Below are 21719 nucleotides of genomic sequence, written 5' to 3'. Positions count from 1 at the left end.
GTCACTTGGCGGTCTCGGTGACGAGACGCTCGACGGCCCCGACGGCCTCACCGACGGCGGCCGGGTTCTGGCCGCCGCCCTGGGCGACGTCCGGCTTGCCGCCACCGCCGCCACCGAGGGTCTTGGCGGCGGTGCGCACCAGGTCACCGGCCTTGAGACCACGCTCGCGGGCGGCCTCGTTGGTGGCGATGACGGTGAGCGGCTTGCCGTTGTTGACGGTGAAGAGGGCGACCACGGCGGCCCGGCCGCCCTGGATACGGCCCCGCACGTCCAGGACCAGCTTGCGCAGGTCGTCCGGCGTCGTGCCGTCCGGCACCTGACCGGTGACGACGGCGACACCGCGGATGTCCTTGGCGGACTCGGCGAGACCGGCGGCGGCCTGGAGCACCTTCTCGGCGCGGAACTTCTCGATCTCCTTCTCGGCGTCCTTCAGCTTGCCGAGCATCGAGGAGATCTTCTCCGGCAGCTCCTCCGGTCGGCCCTTGAGCAGCTCCTGGAGCTGGGCGACGACCGTGTGCTCACGGGCGAGGAAGTTGTACGCGTCGACACCGACGAGGGCCTCGATACGGCGGACACCCGAACCGATCGAGGACTCGCCGAGCAGCTTGACCAGGCCGAGCTGGGCGGTGTTGTGAACGTGCGTGCCGCCGCACAGCTCCTTGGAGAAGTCTCCGATGGTGACCACGCGGACCCGCTCGCCGTACTTCTCGCCGAACTCGGCGATGGCGCCCTGCTTCCTGGCGTCGTCGATGCCCATGACCTCGGCGTGCACGTCCAGGTCGCGGGCGAGCACCTCGTTGATCTTCTGCTCGACGTCGGTCATCACGGCCGTCGGGACGGCCGACGGCGAACCGAAGTCGAAGCGGAAGCGGCCGGGCTGGTTCTCCGAACCGGCCTGGGCGGCCGTCGGGCCGAGGGCGTCGCGCAGGGCCTGGTGGGTCAGGTGGGTGGCCGAGTGGGCGCGGGCGATGGCCTTGCGGCGGCGGGCGTCGATGGAGGCGTGGGCCTTGGCGCCGACCGTCACCTCGCCGACCTGCACGACGCCCTTGTGGACGTAGACACCCGGGACCGGCTTCTGGCAGTCGCGGACCTCGATGACGGCACCCGAGTCCACCTTGATCCGGCCGGTGTCGCCGATCTGGCCACCGCCCTCGGCGTAGAAGGGGGTGCGGTCGAGGACGACCTCGACCTCGTCGCCCTCCGTGGCGGCCGGGGAGGAGACGCCGTCGACGAGGATGCCGACGATCGTGGTCTCGCCGTCGGTGTCGGAGTAGCCGATGAACTCGGTGGCACCGGCGGCGTCGGCGATCTCCCGGTAGGCACCCATGTCGGCGTGGCCGGTCTTCTTGGCCTGGGCGTCGGCCTTGGCGCGCTCCCGCTGCTCCTTCATCAGGCGGCGGAAGCCGTCCTCGTCCACGGACAGGCCCTGCTCGGCGGCCATCTCCAGGGTGAGGTCGATCGGGAAGCCCCAGGTGTCGTGGAGCAGGAACGCCTTGTCGCCGGAGAGGACCGAGCCGCCGGACTGCTTGGTCTCGGTGACGGCGGTGTCGAGGATGTTGGTGCCGGCCTTCAGCGTCTTGAGGAAGGCGTTCTCCTCGGCGACGGCGACCTTCTCGATGCGCTCGCGGTCGGTGACCAGCTCCGGGTACTGCTGGCCCATCATCTCGATGACCGTGTCCACGAGGTCCTTGACGACCGGGCCGGTGGCACCGAGCAGCCGCATGTTGCGGATGGCGCGGCGCATGATGCGGCGCAGCACGTAGCCCCGGCCCTCGTTGCCGGGGGTCACGCCGTCGCCGATGAGCATCACCGAGGTGCGCATGTGGTCGGTGACCACGCGCAGCGAGACGTCCGACTCGTGGGCGTCGCCGTAGGCCACACCGGTCAGCTCGGTGGCCCTGTCGATGACGGCCATGGAGGTGTCGATCTCGTACATGTTCTGCACACCCTGCAGAATCATGGCGAGGCGCTCCAGGCCGAGGCCCGTGTCGATGTTCTTGCTCGGCAGCTCACCGAGGATCTCGAAGTTGTCCTTGCCGGTGCCCTCGCCCCGCTCGTACTGCATGAAGACGAGGTTCCAGATCTCCACGTACCGCTCGTCGTTGACGGCCGGGCCGCCCTCGACGCCGAACTCGGGGCCGCGGTCGTAGTTGATCTCGGAGCAGGGGCCGCACGGGCCGGGGACGCCCATGGACCAGTAGTTGTCCTTCATGCCGAGGCGCTGGATGCGCTCCTTCGGCACACCGACGACCTCGTGCCAGATGCGCTCGGCCTCGTCGTCGTCCTTGTAGACGGTGATCCACAGACGCTCGGGGTCGAGGCCGTAACCGCCCTTGTCCTGGGGGCTGGTGAGCAGCTCCCAGGCGTACTTGATGGCGCCTTCCTTGAAGTAGTCGCCGAAGGAGAAGTTGCCGCACATCTGGAAGAACGTGCCGTGCCGGGTGGTCTTGCCGACCTCTTCGATGTCGGGCGTGCGCACGCACTTCTGCACGCTGGTGGCGCGCGCGAAGGGCGGCTTGACCTCACCGAGGAAGTAGGGCTTGAAGGGCACCATGCCGGCGGGGACCAGGAGCAGAGTCGGGTCGTCCGCGATGAGCGACGCCGAAGGGACGACGGTGTGCCCGCGCTCCTCGAAGAAGCTCAGCCAGCGGCGGCGAATCTCGGCCGACTCCATCAGTGGTCCTCATTCCGGTTGTACGAGTACGTCGTGTCGTCGACGTACTTCGGGTTGCTGCGGTCGTTCTCGATGGCGGTGTACCGCCGGGGTGCGGGGAGTTCGGGGTCGGCGTTGATGCCCAGCGCCTCGCCCAGCTCGGCCTCCCGCCGTGCCATGTTGTCCCGGACGTCGAGCGCGAAGCCGACCGCGCGGTCCTTCAGGCGGTGACCGGTCTCCAGCGCCTTGTTGGCCGCGGTGGCGGCGAGGCTCTCCGGGGTCAGCTGCCTGATCTTGCGGTTGACCTTGGTGGTGGCCCACACACCGGCGGCGACACCCGTGCTGAACCAGAACGTACGACGGAACATCGCTCGGTCTCAGTCCTTACTTCCGCTTGCGTCGTGCGGCGGGGACCGTGCGGCCCACGATCACCGTACGTCGGGGCGACTTCGGGGGCGCGTCCTCCTTGCGGCCGCCCAGGGCCCGGCGGACGCCGTAGCCGAAGGCCGCGACCTTGACCAGCGGGCCACCGAAGGTGGAGGCCACGGTGGTGGAGAGCGCGGAGGCGTTCGACGTGACCTCCTGGACGTCGGAGGCGATGGCGTCGACCCGGTCGATCTGGGTCTGCGCGGAACGCACGGCCGCGGAGGCGTCGGCGAGCAGCGGGACGGCCTGATCGGTCACGTCCGCCACGAGTTTGGTGGTCGCCTTGAGCGTCTGGGCCAGCCTCACCAGTGCGACGGCGAGGAAGGAGACCAGGATCGCCCAGAAGACGGCCACCAGGATCCCGGCAACCTCTCCACCGGACACTGTGCGCACCCGCTCCCTGAAACGTGCTCTGAACTTCGGAACCATGTAAAAGCAGTGCACCGAGCCTATCGCGCCGGGCGCGGGGCTCCGTACCGGATTACCGGCGGCGGGCGCGAGAGTCGCGGGAAGCGATTGTACGGAATGAACACGGTTCAGTACGCTCCGTGTCCCATGCGAGGTCCTCAGCGCCCCGGTCCCGCCACGCGCGGCGATCTGCCCCCCGAACTCACCGCCTTCGTCGGGCGCCCGGCCGAACTGGCCGGGCTGGCCGAGGCGATGGAGACGGCCAGGCTGGTGACCGTGACGGGCGTCGGCGGTGTGGGCAAGTCCCGCCTCGCGGCCCGGGCGGCGGCCCGGTCGGCGCCCGGGGACGGGGTGTGGTGGGTCGAGCTGTCGCCGGTACGCGATCCGCAGTCCGTCCAGTACGCGCTGGCCGAGGCGCTCGACCTGAACGATCACACGACCCGCACGCCGGTCGAGACGGTGCTCCGGCATCTCGCCGGCCGCCGTGCGCTGCTGGTGCTCGACGGCTTCGAGCACCAGGTGGAGGCCGTCGCTCTGCTGGTCGCCCGGCTGCTGCGCGGGCTGCCGGAGCTGCGGGTGCTGGCCGTGGGACGGCGGCCGCTCGGGCTCGCGGGCGAGCGGCTGTTCCCGCTCGGCCCGCTGACCGGGGACGAGGCGGTGGAGCTGTTCGCGGACCGGGCCCGGCAGCGCGGGCTGACGGTGGAGGACGGTCCGGCGGTGCGGGAGCTGTGCGGCCGGCTGGAGGGTCTGCCGCTGGCCGTGGAGCTGGCCGCGGGGCGGCTGCGGGCGCTGTCACCCGCGCAGCTGCTGCAACGGCTGGACGACCGGTTCCGGCTGCTGACCGGCGGCGACCGGGACGCGCTGCCCCGCCACCAGGCGCTGCGCACGGCGATCGGCTGGAGCCATGAGTTGTGCACGCCCGCCGAACGGCTGCTGTGGGCACGGCTGTCGGTGTTCGCGCGGACCTTCGACCTGGAGGCGGCCGAGTACGTGTGCAGCGGAGACGGGCTGGACGCCGAGGACGTGCTGGACGTGCTGGCCGAGCTGCTGGCCCAGTCGGTACTGACCCGCGAGGAGGGCCCGGCCGGACCGCGCTACCGGATGCTGGACACCGTCCGGGAGTACGGCGCCGACTGGCTGGAGGCGACCGGGGACGCGCCCCGGCTGCGGCGGCGGCACCGGGACTGGTACCTGGGCCTCGCGACCTGGTGCGAGCTGGACTGGTTCTCGCCCCGGCAGCGCGAGGTCGCCGCGCGGGTGGAGGCGGAACTGCCCAACCTTCGGGTGGCGCTCGAGTTCTGCCTGACCGAGCCGGACGAGGCGCATCTGGGCCAGTACCTGGCGGGCTCGCTGTGGTTCTGCTGGGCGGGCTGCGGGCGGCTGTCGGAGGGGCGGCGGTGGCTGGAGCGGAGCGTGGAGCTGGACTCCGAGTACGAGCGGTCCCGGCTGAAGGCGCTGTGGGTGCTCGGTTACGTGGCGGTCCTCCAGGGCGACACCGTGCCGGCGCTGGCGGCGCTGCGGGAGTGCCGGGAGCAGGCCGAGCGGGTCGCGGACGGGACCGCGGTGGCGTACGCGGAGCACCGCACCGGGTGTCTGGCGCTGGTCACGGACGACATGGCGCGCGCGGAGACGCTGCTGCGTTCGGCGCTGGAGCGCTACCGGGAGATCGGCGAGCTGAACAGCAACGTCCTGATGGGCCAGGTGGAGCTGGCGATGGCGCGGGCGTTTCAGGGGGATCTGCCGGACGCGGTGCGGCTGTGCGAGGACGTGCGCCGGGTGTGCGAGGACCACGGGGAGCGGTGGGCCCGCTCGTACGCGCTGTACGTGCTGGCCTACGCGGCCTGGCGGGGCGGGGACCCGGTGGCCGCGCGGGCACTGCTCGAGGACTGCCTGGAGAACGTGCACACCTTTCACGACCTGCTGGGTACGGCGCTGTGCATCGAGCTGCTCGCCCTGGTCACGGCCGGGCAGGGCGACCCGGCCGAGGCGGCGGTGCTCCAGGGCGCGGCGGGCCGGCTGTGGCCGTCGGTGGGCCTGCCGCTGTTCGGTTCCGCGTACTACAACGCCCCGCACGAGCTGTGCGAGGCGACCGCCCGGCGGGCCCTCGGCGACGGCCGGTACGAGGAGTGTGTGCGGGAGGGGGCGCGGCTGGACCGGGAGGCGGCCGTCGCCCGGGCGCTGGGGCGCGGCGGGGTCCGGCCGCTGCCCGCGCTGCCGGCGCCGCGCGGGCCGGTCTCGCGCTCCCACGGTGAGGCGGGCAAACGCGAACCCGCCGCCTCGCCCACCCGGAAGGGCGGGGAGACGGCGGGCTGAGGTGCTGCGCCGGGGCTGGGATCAGCGGGCGTAGTACTCGACGACGAGCTGCTCGTCGCAGATCACCGGGATCTCCTTGCGGTTCGGCTCGCGGTCCAGGCGGAACGCCAGGGCCTTGAGGTTCACCTGCAGGTAGCGCGGGGTCTCGCCGTCGGGGGCGAAGCCACCCTCACGGGCGATCTGGAAGAGCGTCTTGTCCTTGGAGCGGTCGCGGACCTGCACGACGTCGTCCGGACGGACACGGAAGGACGGCTTGTCGACCTTCTGGCCGTTGACCTGGATGTGGCCGTGGACGACCATCTGACGGGCCTGGTAGATGGTGCGGGCGATGCCCGAACGCAGGACCAGGGCGTCGAGACGGCGCTCGAGCTCCACGATCAGGGCCTCACCGGTCTTGCCCTGGACCTTGGACGCACGCTCGTAGGCGCGGACCAGCTGGCGCTCGGAGATGTCGTACTGAGCGCGCAGGCGCTGCTTCTCGAGCAGACGGACCTTGTAGTCCGAGTTCTGCTTGCGGCCGCGGCCGTGCTCGCCCGGCGGGTAGGGGCGGGCCTCGAAGTACTTGACGGCCTTCGGGGTCAGCGCGATGCCGAGGGCACGCGACTTCTTGACCTTGGGGCGGGACTGGTTCGCCACTGTCTGTTTCTCTTTCCTGGTTTCGGCTTGTCAGGGTTGAGGGAGGTCGCATCCGCAGCCGGGGAAACCCGCCGGGTCCGTGTGGACCTGCCGGGCAGCCGCTCCCCTGATCTGGGCACATACGTGCAGCACGCGAGTGGCCCACCGGCCGGTCCCGGGTTCCCGGGTGGTGGTGGGCTGCCCGCGACACCGTTCGACGGTGCGCGACGCTCCTGGAGTCGGTCCGCGAGGGACCGGGTCTCCGGCTGACTGTCCCGTTCTGACTGCACGGGACTCAGCACTTCGGGGAAGTCTACAGGCTGCTCAGGAGCGCTTGCGACCGAGGTGCTTCCTGGTCCATTCGACGGCGTCGGCGTACCGGGCCTCGGTGCCGTGCCGGGTCGGGGTGTAGTACTCGCGGTCCTTCAGGGCGTCCGGGGCGTACTGCTGCGGCGCGATGCCCTCGGGCAGGTCGTGCGGGTACACGTAGCCCTGCGCGTGGCCGAGTTTGGCGGCGCCCTTGTAGTGCCCGTCGCGCAGGTGCGCCGGCACCGGGCCGGCCAGGCCCTTGCGGACGTCCTCCATCGCGGCGCCGATCGCGGTGGTCGCCGCGTTGGACTTCGGGGCCAGGGCGAGGGCGATGGTGGCGTGGCTGAGGGTCAGGGCGGCCTCGGGGAAGCCGATCATGGCGACCGCATGGGCCGCGGCGACCGCGATGGGCAGCGCGTTGGGGTCGGCGAGGCCGATGTCCTCACTGGCGGAGATCATCAGCCGGCGGGCGATGAACCGGGGGTCCTCGCCCGCCTCGATCATGCGGGCCAGGTAGTGCAGGGCCGCGTCGACGTCGGAGCCGCGGATGGACTTGATGAGGGCGCTGGCGACGTCGTAGTGCTGGTCGCCGTCGCGGTCGTACTTCACCGCCGCCCGGTCGACGGTCCGCTCCAGCGTCTGCAGGCCGATCTCGGTCTCGCCCTGGTCGAGGGCGGCGCCGGCGGCCGCCTCCAGGGCGGTCAGGGCGCGCCGGGCGTCGCCGCCGGCGATGCGCAGCAGGTGGTCCTCGGTCTCCTCGGGGAGGGTGACGGCGTTATTCAGGCCGCGCTCGTCGGTCAGCGCCCGCTTGAGCAGGCCGCAGATGTCGTCGTCGGTGAGCGGTTCGAGGGTGAGCAGCAGGGAGCGGGACAGCAGCGGGGAGATCACCGAGAAGTAGGGGTTCTCCGTGGTCGCCGCGATCAGGGTCACCCAGCGGTTCTCGACGGCCGGCAGCAGGGAGTCCTGCTGCGCCTTGCTGAAGCGGTGGATCTCGTCCAGGAAGAGGACGGTCTCCTTGCCGAAGCCGCCGGCGGCCCGGCGGGCGCCGTCGATGACCGCACGGACCTCCTTGACGCCCGCGGTGATCGCGGACAGCTCCACGAACCGCTTGTCGGTGGCCTTGGAGACGACGTAGGCGAGTGTCGTCTTTCCGGTGCCGGGCGGGCCCCAGAGGATCACCGAGGACGGTCCGGCGGGGCCGCCTCCCCCTCCGACGAGCCGGCGCAGGGGCGAGCCGGGCTTGAGCAGATGCTGCTGGCCCACGACCTCGTCGAGTGTGCGCGGGCGCATCCGCACCGCCAGGGGGCTGGCCGCCGGGTCCTTCTCCTGGCGTTCTTCCGCTGCTGCGGTGAAGAGGTCGGGTTCCACGCAGAAACCCTAAAACACCGCACTGACAATCGGCGCCGGGCGGCCGGCGGCCCCGCCCGGGACCGTCAGCTCGTCCAGAAGTCCCACCAGCGGGTCAGGACCAGCATGCCGATGATCCCGACGTGCAGGACCGGCACCACCCAGGTGAACTCTCCGAAGAACGACTTCAGCCGGCGCGGGGAGGGCAGGAAGTCGTTGCGGACGTTGAACGAGGTGACGTACCAGAACATGGTGATCGTGGCGACCCAGGCCAGCGAGCACCACAGGCACAGCGCGTTGATCCGGTACAGGGACTGGAACTGCAGCCAGGTGCAGAAGGCGACGCCGAAGAGCGTGCCGAAGTTGAAGGTCAGCCAGTACCAGCGGGGGAAGCGGGCGCGGGCCAGCAGGCTCACGCCGACGCAGACGACGATGCCGTAGCAGACCAGGCCGAGCATCGGGTTCGGGAAGCCGAACGCGGCGGCCTGCTTGCTCTCCATGACGCTGCCGCAGGAGACGACCGGGTTGAGGCTGCACCCGGGGGTGAAGGTCTTGCCCGCGACCTTCGCCTCAAGGATCTTGAACTTGTCGAGCGTGATGACCCAGGCGGCGAGCAGTCCGGCCGCGCCGGTGATCACCAGCAGCAGGGCGAAGGCGCGGCTGCCGCCCACCGTGCGCGGCGCGTCGGCGGCACGCTCGGGACCGGGCTGGGTGGAGGCGTCCCTGACTGTCGTCTTGCTCATCACGCCGATTCCGTCACTTGAGAGTCGGACCATCTTCGGGCACGGGTCATTGTGCCGCACGCGCGCGGGTGGGCACCGTTCGCTTCCCATAAGGATGTACGTACGACAGGTGCCGTCCGTTCGGTTCCGGACGCCGGCCGCACGCCGGACGACAAGGGCGCCGGAGCCCCCGGAGGGAACGTCCGGCGCCCACGCGCGCGTGCGGGCGGCTAGGGCCTGCGTCGCGCGGCAGAGGACCACTTTCGCAACAGGCCCTTAGCCGAGCCGCGACTCCAGTTCGGCCACGATCTCGTTGACGCCGATCGCCGTCTGCTCGCCGGACTCCATGTCCTTGAGCTGCACGACGCCCTCGGCGAGGTCGCGCTCACCGGCCACCAGGGCGTAGCGGGCCCCGCTGCGGTTGGCGTTCTTCATGGCGCCCTTCAGGCCCTTGCCGCCGTAGGAGAAGTCCGCCGCGATACCCACCTTGCGCAACTCGGTGACCTTGGCGAACAGCACCCGGCGGGCCTCCTCGCCGAGGGGCACCGCGTAGACGCTGGTCGAGGACGGGATGTCCAGCTCGACGCCCTCGGCCTCCAGGGCGAGGACCGTGCGGTCGACGCCGAGGGCCCAGCCGACGGAGGGCAGCGCGGGACCGCCGATCATCTCGGACAGGCCGTCGTAGCGGCCGCCGCCGCCCACGGCGGACTGGGAGCCCAGACCGCCGTGCACGAACTCGAACGTGGTGCGGGTGTAGTAGTCCAGGCCGCGCACCAGCTTCGGGTCGTCCTCGAAGGCCACGCCCGCCGCGCCGATCAGCTCGCGGACCTCCTCGTGGTACGCCTTGCAGGCGTCGCACAGGTAGTCGCGCAGCAGCGGCGCGCCGGTGAGCTGCTTCTGCACCGACTCGCGCTTGTCGTCGAGGACCCGCAGCGGGTTGATGTCGACGCGCCGGCGCGTGTCCTCGTCGAGGTCGAGGCCGCGCAGGAAGTCCTGCAGCGCGGCCCGGTACACCGGCCGGCACTCCTTGTCGCCCAGCGAGTTCAGCAGGATGCGGAAGTCGCGCAGGCCCAGGGAGCGGTACGCCTGGTCGGCCAGGATGATCAGCTCCGCGTCGAGCGCCGGGTCCTCGGCGCCGATCGCCTCGGCGCCGACCTGGGAGAAGTGCCGGTAACGGCCCTTCTGCGGGCGCTCGTAGCGGTAGTACGAGCCGGAGTACCAGAGCTTGACGGGAAGGTTGCCCGACTTGTGCAGGTTGGCCTCCAGGGCCGCACGCAGCACGGACGCCGTGCCCTCGGGGCGCAGGGCGAGCTTGTCGCCGCCCTTGGTCTCGAAGGCGTACATCTCCTTGGTCACGATGTCGGTGGACTCGCCGACACCGCGAGCGAACAACTCGACGTTCTCGAAACCGGGCGTCTCGATGTAGCCGTAGCCGGAGTTGCGCAGCGGAGCGGCGATCGCCTCGCGGACCGCCAGGTACGTGGCGGAGTCCGGCGGGATGAGGTCATAGGTGCCCTTGGGGGCGTTGAACGTGCTCACGGAAGACTCTCTCGTCACATTCCTCGTCGGGGAGCCTCGAAGGCTCCCTGGCCGGCGGCCACCTGCCGCAGATAGGGGTTGGTGGCGCGCTCCTGGCCGATGGTCGTCTGGGTGCCGTGGCCGGACAGCACCACGGTGGAGTCGTCGAGCGGCAGGCACACGCGTGCCAGCGAGTCGAGCATGTCCTCCATCGAGCCACCCGGCAGATCGGTGCGTCCGACGGAGCCGGCGAACAGCAGATCCCCGGAGAAGAGAATCGGCGGGATGTCCGCCGCCCCGGGCATCCGGAAGGTCACCGACCCCTTGGTATGGCCCGGCGCGTGCGCGACGGAGAGCTCCAGTCCGGCCAGCGCGAGGGTGACGCCGTCGGTCAGCTCCTTGACGTCGTCGGGCTCCCCCACGGTCAGCTCGCCCATCAGCGGCATGCCGATCGACCGGCCGAGCGCCTTCTCGGGGTCGCTCAGCATGTACCGGTCCCCGGGGTGGATCCAGGCGGGTACGTCGTGCGCGCCGCACACGGGGACGACCGAGGCGACGTGGTCGATGTGGCCGTGGGTGAGGACGACGGCGACGGGCTTGAGCCGATGCTTCCTGAGTGCTTCCTCGACTCCTTGGGCGGCCTGGTGGCCCGGGTCGATGATCACGCACTCCTCACCGGCGGCGGGGGCGACGAGATAACAGTTCGTCCCCCAGGCCCCGGCGGGGAACCCGGCAATGAGCACGATCGTCCTTCGTTGTGTCGATACGGGAGGTCTCACGGGCGGTCGGCCCGTGGCCCAGAGCCTACCGGCGCTGCCGTTTCCTCAGCGAACCCATATACGGTACGGGGCTACACGCGTCTGTCGGCTCAGAGGACGCACGCGTACCGGTCGACACACGACACGCATGAGGAGAGAACCCGGTGGTCAGCCAGGAGCAGCGGCGGCGTCAGCTCGCCCGGGAGAAGTTCTTGCGGCAGCAGCAGCGGCGCACCAGCGCGCGGCGCAAGGCGCGCATGCGCAACTCCGTGATCGCGTCGGTGCTGGGCGTGGTCGTGATCGGCAGTGTCGCGCTGTACACGACCGGCGTGCTGAAGAACGGCGACGACGACAAGAAGACGAACGCGAGCGCCGACGTCACCCCGAGCGCCACGCCGAGCAAGAAGGCGCCGGACCCGTGCGCGAAGCCGGCCGCGGGCTCGATCGGCAAGCTCCAGTGGAAGAAGGAGCCGGCGATGACGATCGACACGTCGGCGAAGTACACGATGAAGCTCGCGACGACGTGCGGTGACATCGGCATCGCGCTGAAGGCGTCGGCGGCCCCGCACACCGTCAACTCCTTCGACTTCCTCGCGGGCAAGGGCTTCTTCGACCACACCAGGTGCCACCGTCTGACGACGAACGGCATCTACGTGCTGCAGTGCGGCGACCCGACGGGCCAGGGCAGCGGCGGTCCGGGCTACACGATCCCGGACGAGAACCTGAAGGACGCGAGCCTGAAGGGCAACAAGTACCCGGCGGGCACGGTGGCGATGGCCAACACCGGCCAGAAGCACACCGGCGGCAGCCAGTTCTTCCTGGTCTACAAGGACAGCCCGTTGCCGCCCAGTTACACGCCGTTCGGCACGATCGACACGGCCGGCCTGAAGGTGCTGGACAAGATCGCGGCCGCTGGCGAGAACACGGGCGCGGGCGACGGCGCCCCGAACGCGACCGTTGTCATCGACAAGGCGACGGTCACCAAGTCCTGACTTCACCGGCGAGATCAGTACGGCGAACTGCGGAATTTCGGTCGCGCTGGATGCGGACAGGCAACCCGCTGGTCGCCTATGTTGGCCGTGACGAAACTGTGGACGATGCCCGGGGGCGCTGAGACCCGCCGCAGGCATCATGTGGAGGAGGCGCTGTGAGCAGCGACCCGTGGGGCCGCGTCGACGAGACGGGGACCGTGTACGTGCGTACGGCCGACGGCGAGCAGGTCGTCGGTTCCTGGGCGGCCGGCTCCCCTGAGGAGGCGCTTGCCTACTTCGAGCGCAAGTACGAGGGCCTGGTTGTCGAGATCGGCCTCCTCGAGAAGCGAGTGAAGACCACCGACCTGTCGGCGAAGGACGCCCAGACCGCGATCGACCACCTGCGCGAGCAGGTGGACGCGCATCACGCGGTCGGCGATCTGGAGGCGCTGAAGACCCGGCTGGACAAGCTCGTGGCGACGGTCGAGGCCCGGCGCGAGGAGCGCAAGGCGCAGCGGGCCAAGCAGTCCGACGAGGCACGCCGGGCCAAGGAGGACCTGGTCACGGAGGCCGAGCAGCTCGCGCAGTCGGACCAGTGGCGGGCCGCCGGTGAGCGGCTGCGGGCGCTCGTGGACACCTGGAAGGGTCTGCCGCGTCTGGACCGCAAGTCCGACGACGAGCTGTGGCACCGGTTCTCGCACGCCCGGTCGGCGTTCTCCAAGCGCCGCAAGGCGCACTTCGCGCAGCTTGACGCGCAGCGCGAGGAGGCGCGCAAGACCAAGGAGCGGCTGGTCTCGGAGGCCGAGGCGCTGTCCGGTTCGACGGACTGGGGTCCGACGGCGGCGCGCTACCGCGAGCTGATGGCGGAGTGGAAGGCCGCGGGCCGTGCCCAGCGCGAGCACGAGGACGACCTGTGGAACCGCTTCCGCGGTGCCCAGGACGTGTTCTTCGCCGCCCGCAGCGGGGTCTTCGCCGAGCGGGACGCCGAGCAGGCGGAGAACCTCAAGCTCAAGGAGGAGCTGGCCGAGGAGGCCGAGAAGCTCCTGCCGATCTCGGACCTGAAGGGCACCCGGGCCGCCTTCCGCTCGATCAACGAGCGCTGGGAGGCCATCGGTCACGTCCCGCGGGACGCGCGGCCGAAGGTCGAGGGCCGGATGCACACGGTCGAGCGGGCCATCCAGGAGGCCGAGGAGGCCGAGTGGCGCCGGACCAACCCGGAGGCGCGTGCGCGCGCCGAGGGCCTGACCGGTCAGCTCCAGGCCGCGGTCGACAAGCTGCGCGCTCAGATCGATCAGGCGCGCGCCCAGGGCAACGGCTCCAGGGCCGACAAGCTGGAGCGTGAGCTGGAGGGCCGTCAGGCGCTCCTGGACCAGGCTCTGAAGGGCCTGCAGGAGTTCGGCGGCTGATCCCCTCACCGACCACGTGGAAAGGCCCCGTACGCACGTACGGGGCCTTTCCGGTGTTCCGGTGGCCCCCTGGGAGCCCAGGGGGCCTGCGTGAGTGGCCTACGAGCGGGTGCGCGCCGAGGTCACTCGGTAGACGTCGTACACGCCCTCCACACCCCGTACGGCCTTCAGGACGTGGCCGAGGTGCTTGGGGTCGCCCATCTCGAAGGTGAACCGGGAGGTGGCCACCCGGTCGCGGGAGGTCTGGACGGCCGCCGAGAGGATGTTGACGTGCTGGTCGGACAGGACCCGGGTGACGTCCGACAGCAGCCGGGAGCGGTCCAGCGCCTCGACCTGGATGGCGACCAGGAAGACCGAGGACTGGGTCGGCGCCCACTCGACGTCGAGGATCCGCTCCGGCTCGCGGGACAGTGACTCCACATTGACGCAGTCGCTGCGGTGAACCGATACACCGCTACCGCGCGTGACGAATCCGATGATCGGGTCGCCCGGGACCGGGGTGCAGCAGCGGGCCAGCTTCACCCACACGTCGTCGACGCCCTTGACGACGACACCGGGGTCGGCGCTGGAGCGGCGCTTGCGGCCGCGGCCGCGGGCCGGCGGGACCGTCTCGTCGATCTCCTCGGTGGCGGCCTCCTCGCCGCCCAGGGCCTGGACCAGCTTCTGCACGATGTTCTGCGCGGAGACGTGGCCCTCGCCGATCGCCGCGTACAACGCGGAGATGTCCGAGTAGCGCATCTCATGGGCGAGGGTGACGAGGGAGTCGCCGGTGAGGATGCGCTGGATCGGCAGGTTCTGCTTGCGCATGGCGCGCACGATGGCGTCCTTGCCCTGCTCGATCGCCTCGTCGCGGCGCTCCTTGGAGAACCACGCCCGGATCTTGTTGCGCGCCCGGGGCGACTTGACGAACCCGAGCCAGTCGCGGGACGGCCCGGCGCCGGGCGCCTTGGAGGTGAAGACCTCCACCAGGTCGCCGTTGTCCAGAGTGGATTCGAGCGGGACCAGCCGGCCGTTGACCCGCGCTCCTATGGTGCGGTGGCCGACCTCGGTGTGGACGGCGTACGCGAAGTCGACCGGGGTGGCTCCGGCCGGGAGCGCGATGACGTCACCCTTGGGCGTGAAGACGAAGACCTCGTTGCGGGACAGGTCGAAGCGCAGGGACTCCAGGAACTCGCCGGGGTCCTCGGTCTCCTTCTGCCAGTCGAGCAACTGCCGCAGCCACGCCATGTCGTTGATGGCGTCCTTGTCCTTGCCTGACGCCTTGGGGACGTCGGTGCGGACCTTGGAGGCACCGGCCACGGCCTCCTGCTTGTACTTCCAGTGCGCGGCGATGCCGTACTCCGCGCGCCGGTGCATGTCGAACGTGCGGATCTGCAGTTCGACGGGCTTGCCGTTGGGGCCGATGACCGTCGTGTGCAGCGATTGGTACATGTTGAACTTGGGCATGGCGATGTAGTCCTTGAACCGGCCCGGGACCGGATTCCATCGCGCGTGCACCGTGCCGAGGGCCGCGTAGCAGTCGCGGACCGTGTCGACGAGGACGCGGATGCCCACCAGGTCGTAGATCTCCGCGAAGTCGCGACCGCGGACGATCATCTTCTGGTAGACGCTGTAGTAGTGCTTCGGGCGGCCGGTGACGGTCGCCTTGATCCGGGCGGCCCGCAGATCGGCCTGGACCTCGTCGGTGACTATGGCGAGGTACTCGTCCCGCTTGGGCGCCCGTTCGGCGACCAGCCGCACGATCTCGTCGTACATCTTGGGGTAGAGGATCGCGAACGCGAGGTCCTCCAGCTCCCACTTGATGGTGTTCATCCCCAGCCGGTGGGCCAGCGGCGCGTAGATCTCCAGCGTCTCGCGCGCCTTCTTCTCCTGCTTCTCGCGCTTGAGGTAGCGCATGGTGCGCATGTTGTGCAGGCGGTCGGCGAGCTTGATGACCAGGACGCGCGGGTCCTTGGCCATCGCCACGACCATCTTGCGCACGGTCTCGGCCTGCGCCGCCTCGCCGAACTTGACCTTGTCCAGCTTGGTCACGCCGTCGACGAGCAGCGCGACGACGTCGCCGAAGTCGCGGCGCAGGTCGTCCAGGCCGTACTCGGTGTCCTCGACGGTGTCGTGCAGGAGCCCCGCCATCAGGGTCGCCGGGTCCATGCCCAGCTCGGCGAGGATGGTGGTGACGGCGAGCGGGTGCGTGATGTACGGGTCGCCGCTCTTGCGCTTCTGGCCGCGGTGCCAGCGCTCGGCGACCTGGTAGGCGCGCTCGATCTGCCGGAGCGTCGAGTTCTCGATCTTCGGGTCGTTGCTGCGCACTATCCGCAGCAGCGGCTCCAGCACGGGGTTGTACGGGTTCGCTCGCTGGACGCCGAGCCGGGCGAGGCGGGCACGGACGCGGTTGGAGGAACCGGAGCGGGCGGGCTGGCCCGCGGCGGGGCGCACGGGCGGGGCCGGTTTGGGACGGGCGACCTCGGCAGCCTTCTCGACCGGCGCGGACTGGGCGTGCTCCACCGCCCCGCGCGTGTCGTTCTTCGCGTGCGACACGTTCGGAGCGGGTTTGGCCGCGGCCGCCGAGTCGGGCTTGGCGGCGGTCAGGTGCTGGGCCTCGTCTGGCAAGAGGACTCCTCGTGCGCGATCCGGGTCCCCCGATCAGGCTCCGGAGACCCCATGGTAGCGATCCCGCGCCCCGGCATCGCCTTCAGGCGGATGTGAGGACCGTGTACCCAGGGAACGCCGGGGGCTCTCGTGTGATTCCGGGAGGTGGCCTGGAGATGTCTCGCCGGGCGTGGACGGCGTGGGCCGGGTGCCGGGGACCGGGTGACGGGGGCCGTGACGGCGACGGCCGCCCCGGGGGTGCCGGGGCGGCCGTCGCGCGGTGCTCGGTCCGTGGGACCTGGTGGGTCAGACCTGGAGGAGCGCGCTGAGCGGCGCGCCGTCGAGGGCCGGCTCCAGGCGGGCGCGGCCGCCGAGGAAGCCGAGCTCCATGAGGACGGCGAGGCCCGAGACGTCGGCGCCGGCCCGCTGGATGAGGTGGATGGCGGCTTCGGCGGTCCCGCCGGTCGCCAGCACGTCGTCCACGATCAGCACCCGGTCGCCCGCGGTGAGGTCCTCGGCGTGCACCTCGATCTCCGCCGAGCCGTACTCGAGGTCGTAGGCCTGGCGCAGGGTCGCTCCGGGCAGCTTGCCCGCCTTGCGAACCGGGATGAAGCCGAGGCCGGCGCGGACCGCGACCGGGGCGCCCAGGATGAAGCCCCGGGCCTCCAGGCCGACGATCTTGGTCGCGCCGGTGTCCGCCGCGATCGCGGCGAGCGCGTCGGTCAGGCTCGTGAACGCGGCCGGGTCCGCGAGCAGCGGGGTGATGTCCTTGAACATCACGCCCGGCTCCGGGTAGTCCGCCACGTCCCGGATGCGGCTGAGCAGCAGCCCCTCGATGTCCGTCATCGGCGCTTCCCGGAGGTCCTGCCCCGGCCCCGGTTGCGGGAGACGGGCTGGTTGCGCGGGCCGACGACGGCCGGAGCGTTGTCGTCGGACTCGTCACCGCCCGTCACCCGGGCGCCCGCGAGGTCCTCTCCCGCGGCGGCCTGGGCGCGCTTGGCCAGCACCCGCTTGCGCAGCGCCTTCATCGCCGGCTCGCGCTCCTTGAGGTCGGCGACGAGCGGCGTGGCGATGAAGATCGAGGAGTAGGCGCCGGCCGCCAGGCCGACGAACAGCGACAGCGAGATGTCGTTCAGCGTGCCGGCGCCGAGGAAGCCGCCGCCGATGAACAGCAGGCCGGCCACCGGCAGCAGGGCGACCACGGTGGTGTTGATGGAACGCACCAGCGTGCCGTTGATCGACAGGTTGGCGATGTCGCTGTAGGTGAAACGGGTCTGCTTGGTGATGTCCTTGGTCTGCTCCTTGAGGCTGTCGAAGACGACGACCGTGTCGTAGAGCGAGTAACCGAGGATGGTCAGCAGACCGATGACCGTACCGGGCGTGACCTCGAAGCCGACCAGGGCGTAGATACCGGTCGTGATGGTGATGTCGTGGATGAGCGCGACGAGGGCGGCGATGGCCATGCGCCACTCGAAGGCGATCGCCAGGTAGATCACCACGAGCACCATGAAGATGCCGAGGCCCTCCCACGCCTTGTTGGCGATCTGCTCACCCCAGCTGGGCCCGACCAGGTCGGCGGCCAGCTTCTCCGGGTTGAGCTTCAGGTCCTGGGCCAGCTTCTGCTTGATCTGGTCGGACTTGTCGGTGTCGATGCCGGCGATCTGGATGCGCAGGCTGCCGTTGCCGAGCTTCTGCACGATCGCCTCGTGGCCGGAGGCGTCTTTCGCGAACTCCTCCGCCTGCGCCACCGAGGTGCTCATCTTCACCGGCGTGGTGAAGACCGCGCCGCCCTGGAATTCGATGCCCATGTTCAGGCCGCGCACCGCCAGGCCGAGGATGGCCGTGATGGTGATCAGGATGGAGACGCCGTACCAGATCTTGCGCTTGCCGACGAAGTCGTAGCTGATCTCGCCGCGGTGCAGTCGGGCACCGAGGTTGCCGAGTTTCGACATCGCTCACGCCTCCTTCGGGTCGGCAGGGCCGGCGGCGGGACCGGCGGGACGGCGGGTGCGGCGCAGCGGCGGCGGGGCGCCCAGGCTCTTCGGGTCGAGACCGGACCACTTGTGGCCGTCGGCGAAGAACTTCCGGCGGGCCAGCAGCGTCATCAGCGGCTTGGTGAACAGGAAGACGACGACCACGTCGAGCACGGTGGTGAGGCCGAGCGTGAACGCGAAGCCCTGGACCTTGCCGACGGTGACGATGAACAGCACGGCGGCGGCGAGGAACGACACGAAGTCGGAGACCAGGATGGTGCGCCGGGCGCGCGGCCAGGCACGCTCGACGGCGGGGCGCAGCGTGCGGCCCTCACGGATCTCGTCCCGGATGCGTTCGAAGTACACGATGAACGAGTCCGCGGTGATACCGATGGCCACGATGGCACCGCAGACGGCCGGCAGGTTCAGCGCGAAGCCGATGGCCGGGCCGAGCAGCGACATGATCACGTACGTGAGGATCGCGGAGACCAGCAGGGAGGCCATCGCGACGAGCGACAGACCGCGGTAGTAGATCACCAGGTACAGCACGACCAGCGCGAGACCGATGGCGCCGGCGAGCAGACCGGCGCGCAGCTGCTCACCGCCGAGCGCGGCGGTCACGGTGGTGACGGTGTCCTCCTTGAAGGACAGCGGCAGGGCGCCGTACGACAGCATGTTGGCGAGGCTCTGCGCCTCCTGCTGGGTGAAGCTGCCGGAGATCTCCGCCTGGCCGCCGGTGATGGCGGTCCGCACGAACGGGCTGGAGACGACATCGCCGTCGAGGACGATGCCGAACTCGTTCTGCGGCTGCTGGTTCTTGGCGAGTTCCGAGGTGATGTCGGCGAACTTCTTGGTCCCGCTGGAGTTGAAGTTCATCTGGACCTGCCAGCCGGAGGCGCCCTGGGTGTCGAAGACCGCCTGGGCCTTCTTCACCTCGGTGCCGTCCACGCCGGCCGGGCCGAGCAGGTACTTGTACCAGATCTTGTTGTCCTCGCCGCAGGCCACGGTGGGCTCGCCGGGCTTGGCGCCCTGGCCGGCCTTGCTCCGCTGGTCGGGCTTGGAGCAGTCCAGGGCGGCGTACTGCGCCTGGAGCTTGGTGGCGCCGGCGGTGCCGCCGGAGGGCGACGCGGAGGGGCTGGGGGACGCCTTGGAGTCCGCGGACGACGTCGCGTTCGGGGAGCCGGAGGGCGACGGAGTGCTGTCGGCCTTGAGGGCGTCGGTGACCGGGCGGCCCTGCGAGGTGGCGGACGCCGTCGGGGAAGCGGTGGAGGACGAGGACGCCTTCTCCTTGGCCGAGGGGCTGCCCGACGGGCTCGGCGAGCCGCTGCCGCTGGGGGAGGTGCTCGGCGAGGGGGTCTTCGCGGCGACGCCGGTGGGCTCGCTGGCGAGAACCGGGCGGAAGTACAGCTTGGCGGTGGTGCCGACCTGCTGCTGGGCTTCCTTGGAGTTGGTGCCCTTGGGGATGTTCACGATGATGTGATCGGCCCCCTGGGTCTGCACCTCCGCCTCGGAGACGCCCAGGCCGTTGACGCGGCGGTTCATGATGTCGACCGCGGTGTCCATGTTGGCCTTGTTGATCGCGGACCCCTGGTCGGCCTTCGCCTTGAGCGTGATGCTCGTGCCACCGGCGAGGTCGATGCCGAGACGCGGGGTGCGGTGCCCGGAGGCGAACATCCCGGCGGTGAGCGCCACGATGGCGATCAGAATGAGGGCCAGCGAGCGCCCTGGCTTGCTCTGGGCGGTCGCGCTCCGGCCCTTCTTAGGTGCTGCCACCTTCTCGTACTCCCTCTCGGGCCGCCCCGCTGCCGGTGGGCGCGGTCGGCCATGACATGGTGTCGGGCTCCCGTGCGGAGAACACACGTGGCCGGGGTGCGCGGGGCGCGGTCACTGCCGCACCGCGCACCCCGGGACGTGGCTACTTCGCGTCGGCGTCGCCGTCGGTCTTCTTCGGCTCTTCGTCCGCCTTGGCCTCGGCAGCGGCGGCGGCCGCGTCCGCCCTGGCGTCGGCGGCGGCGGCCGCGTCGGCCTTGTCCTCGGCGGCGTCCTGCTTGCCGAGGTCGACGGCCTTGTCGCCGGAGGCGGCGGCAGGCTCCTCGGACGCGTCGGTCCCGGTCAGGGAGGAGGCGTCGTCCGGGACGATGTCCGTGTCGGACTTCAGGTCGTGCTCGATGCCGTGGACGATGCGGTTGTACTCGTCGTCGGTGAGGACGGCGCCGATCGCGTTCTTGGCGAAGAGGAGCTCGACGGCCGGTCCGGCGTCCAGGAGGACGGTGTCCTCGTTGACCTCCTTGACCGTCGCGTACATGCCCCCGATCGTACGGACGCCCGAGCCGGGCTGCAGTTCGTTGCGCATGCTGGCGGCCTGCTGCTGCTTCTTCTTGGCCGAGCGCGTCATCAGGAACATCGCCGCGATGAGCACGATGAAGGGGAGAAGGGTAAAGGCATTCACGGGACGGAATTTCCTTCGCGCGACCGCGCGGAGAGCGGCCTGTTGGATGGGGGTGGGTCGGCGCCGCCCGCGAGGGCGGCATCGGCGGAGTCTAAGCGAGTCCGCGCGCATGGAACAACGCTCAGCATGGCACCTGGGTTCCTGCTCCGGCCAATGCCTTCGCCGTCACGAACGCATCACGCCGCCCTCACGCCCCGAACAGGTCCCCTTGTCCGTTTCCCGCGGCTGACGAGCGGGGCGGGGTCAGACCGAGGTGCTCCCAGGCCGCCGGGGTGCCGACCCGGCCCCGGGGCGTACGGGCCAGCAGGCCCTCTCGCACCAGGAAGGGCTCGGCGACCTCCTCGACCGTCTCGCGCTCCTCCCCCACCGCGACCGCCAGGGTCGACAGACCGACCGGACCGCCGCCGAACAGTTTCAGCAGCGCCTCCAGGACGGCCCGGTCGAGGCGGTCGAGGCCGCGCGCGTCGACCTCGTACACGGCGAGGGCCGCCCCGGCGATCTCGCGGGTGATCAGCCCGTCGGCCTTGACCTGGGCGTAGTCGCGTACCCGGCGCAGCAGACGGTTGGCGATCCGGGGCGTGCCGCGGGAGCGGCCGGCGATCTCGGCGGCGCCGTCCGGCTCGATCTCGACGTCCAGCAGGTGCGCCGAGCGGTGCACGACCCGCTCCAGCTCGGCGGGCTCGTAGAACTCCATGTGCGCGGTGAAGCCGAAGCGGTCACGCAGCGGGGGCGGCAGCAGGCCCGCGCGGGTGGTGGCGCCGACGAGGGTGAAGGGCGGCAGTTCGAGGGGGATGGCGGTGGCGCCCGGGCCCTTGCCGACGATGACGTCGACGCGGAAGTCCTCCATGGCCATGTACAGCATCTCCTCGGCGGGCCGGGACATGCGGTGGATCTCGTCCAGGAAGAGGACCTCGCCCTCCTGGAGGGAGGAGAGGATCGCCGCCAGGTCGCCCGCGTGCTGGATGGCGGGGCCGGAGGTGATGCGGATGGGGGCGCCCATCTCGGCCGCGATGATCATCGACAGGGTGGTCTTGCCCAGGCCGGGCGCGCCGGAGAGCAGCACGTGGTCGGCGGTGGCGCCGCGTGCGCGTGCGGCGCGCAGCACGAGGTCGAGCTGTTCGCGGACCTTCTCCTGGCCGATGAACTCACCGAGGTCCTTGGGCCGCAGGGCGGCCTCGACGGCCTGGTCCTCCCGGTCGGCGGCCGAGCCCACCAGCCGCTCCTCGGCGGTGTCGGACGTGTCGTCCCAGTTCATGAATGTGCCT

General features: G+C 70.6%; 17 protein-coding genes. 3 read left to right on the top strand and 14 right to left on the bottom strand.

Annotated features, from left to right (window positions below):
- Nucleotide 1: 1 nt before the first annotated feature.
- Genes alaS through V7E45_RS10985 form a run of 3 tightly spaced genes read right to left on the bottom strand, consistent with a single transcriptional unit; the run spans nucleotide 2 to nucleotide 3472 of the window.
- Nucleotides 2-2674, bottom strand: a complete 2673-nt coding sequence (gene alaS / locus V7E45_RS10995; protein ID WP_333773914.1) for an alanine--tRNA ligase — start codon at nucleotides 2672-2674, stop codon at nucleotides 2-4.
- Entirely contained in the window at nucleotides 2674-3021 is a 348-nt protein-coding gene (locus V7E45_RS10990; RefSeq protein WP_333773913.1) for a hypothetical protein, read from the bottom strand. The genes alaS and V7E45_RS10990 overlap by 1 nt, the downstream gene beginning before the upstream one ends.
- Before the next feature lie 16 nt (nucleotides 3022-3037).
- Complete coding sequence (locus V7E45_RS10985; RefSeq protein WP_333773912.1) at nucleotides 3038-3472, bottom strand: DUF948 domain-containing protein; 435 nt, start codon at nucleotides 3470-3472, stop codon at nucleotides 3038-3040.
- A 162-nt stretch (nucleotides 3473-3634) separates the two neighbouring features.
- Here V7E45_RS10985 and V7E45_RS10980 point away from each other — a divergent pair, with 162 nt between their 5' ends.
- Nucleotides 3635-5800 carry an ATP-binding protein gene (locus tag V7E45_RS10980; RefSeq protein WP_333773911.1) on the top strand — a complete coding sequence of 722 codons (2166 nt, stop codon included), beginning with the start codon at nucleotides 3635-3637 and terminating at the stop codon, nucleotides 5798-5800.
- A gap of 21 nt (nucleotides 5801-5821) precedes the next feature.
- On the opposite strand, the gene rpsD is transcribed toward V7E45_RS10980, so the two are convergent.
- The 5 genes from rpsD to V7E45_RS10955 form a co-directional block, all read right to left on the bottom strand.
- Complete coding sequence (gene rpsD, locus V7E45_RS10975; protein WP_020938857.1) at nucleotides 5822-6436, bottom strand: 30S ribosomal protein S4; 615 nt, start codon at nucleotides 6434-6436, stop codon at nucleotides 5822-5824.
- A 303-nt stretch (nucleotides 6437-6739) separates the two neighbouring features.
- Nucleotides 6740-8092 carry a replication-associated recombination protein A gene (locus tag V7E45_RS10970; protein ID WP_333773910.1) on the bottom strand — a complete coding sequence of 451 codons (1353 nt, stop codon included), beginning with the start codon at nucleotides 8090-8092 and terminating at the stop codon, nucleotides 6740-6742.
- Between the two features lie 65 nt (nucleotides 8093-8157).
- Entirely contained in the window at nucleotides 8158-8814 is a 657-nt protein-coding gene (locus tag V7E45_RS10965; RefSeq protein ID WP_333773909.1) for a vitamin K epoxide reductase family protein, read from the bottom strand.
- A 255-nt stretch (nucleotides 8815-9069) separates the two neighbouring features.
- Entirely contained in the window at nucleotides 9070-10332 is a 1263-nt protein-coding gene (gene hisS / locus V7E45_RS10960) for a histidine--tRNA ligase (protein WP_333773908.1), read from the bottom strand.
- 14 nt (nucleotides 10333-10346) lie between these two features.
- Nucleotides 10347-11054 carry an MBL fold metallo-hydrolase gene (locus V7E45_RS10955; RefSeq protein WP_333773907.1) on the bottom strand — a complete coding sequence of 236 codons (708 nt, stop codon included), beginning with the start codon at nucleotides 11052-11054 and terminating at the stop codon, nucleotides 10347-10349.
- 179 nt (nucleotides 11055-11233) lie between these two features.
- Here V7E45_RS10955 and V7E45_RS10950 point away from each other — a divergent pair, with 179 nt between their 5' ends.
- A complete protein-coding gene (locus tag V7E45_RS10950; RefSeq protein WP_333773906.1) occupies nucleotides 11234-12061 on the top strand; it encodes a peptidylprolyl isomerase in 828 nt (275 codons plus the stop codon).
- A 155-nt stretch (nucleotides 12062-12216) separates the two neighbouring features.
- Nucleotides 12217-13446, top strand: a complete 1230-nt coding sequence (locus tag V7E45_RS10945) for a DUF349 domain-containing protein (protein ID WP_333773905.1) — start codon at nucleotides 12217-12219, stop codon at nucleotides 13444-13446.
- Between the two features lie 99 nt (nucleotides 13447-13545).
- Here V7E45_RS10945 and V7E45_RS10940 read toward each other — a convergent pair whose 3' ends face one another.
- From V7E45_RS10940 to ruvB, 6 genes are all read right to left on the bottom strand, one after another.
- Complete coding sequence (locus V7E45_RS10940) at nucleotides 13546-16053, bottom strand: RelA/SpoT family protein (RefSeq protein WP_333773904.1); 2508 nt, start codon at nucleotides 16051-16053, stop codon at nucleotides 13546-13548.
- A 285-nt stretch (nucleotides 16054-16338) separates the two neighbouring features.
- Nucleotides 16339-16878 carry an adenine phosphoribosyltransferase gene (locus V7E45_RS10935; protein ID WP_333773903.1) on the bottom strand — a complete coding sequence of 180 codons (540 nt, stop codon included), beginning with the start codon at nucleotides 16876-16878 and terminating at the stop codon, nucleotides 16339-16341.
- Nucleotides 16875-17984, bottom strand: a complete 1110-nt coding sequence (gene secF, locus V7E45_RS10930; RefSeq protein WP_333773902.1) for a protein translocase subunit SecF — start codon at nucleotides 17982-17984, stop codon at nucleotides 16875-16877. Before secF ends, V7E45_RS10935 begins: the two co-directional genes overlap by 4 nt.
- A 3-nt stretch (nucleotides 17985-17987) precedes the next feature.
- On the bottom strand, nucleotides 17988-19778 hold the full coding sequence (gene secD, locus V7E45_RS10925) for a protein translocase subunit SecD (RefSeq protein WP_333773901.1): 1791 nt from the start codon (nucleotides 19776-19778) through the stop codon (nucleotides 17988-17990).
- Nucleotides 19779-19920: 142 nt separating this feature from the next.
- On the bottom strand, nucleotides 19921-20454 hold the full coding sequence (gene yajC, locus V7E45_RS10920; protein WP_333773900.1) for a preprotein translocase subunit YajC: 534 nt from the start codon (nucleotides 20452-20454) through the stop codon (nucleotides 19921-19923).
- Between the two features lie 187 nt (nucleotides 20455-20641).
- Nucleotides 20642-21709: a Holliday junction branch migration DNA helicase RuvB gene (gene ruvB / locus V7E45_RS10915; RefSeq protein WP_333773899.1), complete on the bottom strand. Its 1068-nt coding sequence runs from the start codon at nucleotides 21707-21709 to the stop codon at nucleotides 20642-20644.
- Between the last annotated feature and the right edge of the window lie 10 nt (nucleotides 21710-21719).

Origin of the sequence: Streptomyces sp. IBSBF 3136 (assembly GCF_036815105.1) — a bacterium.
In the GTDB taxonomy this organism is placed as follows: Bacteria; Actinomycetota; Actinomycetes; order Streptomycetales; family Streptomycetaceae; genus Streptomyces.
This window is presented reverse-complemented; position numbering and strand designations above follow the sequence as displayed.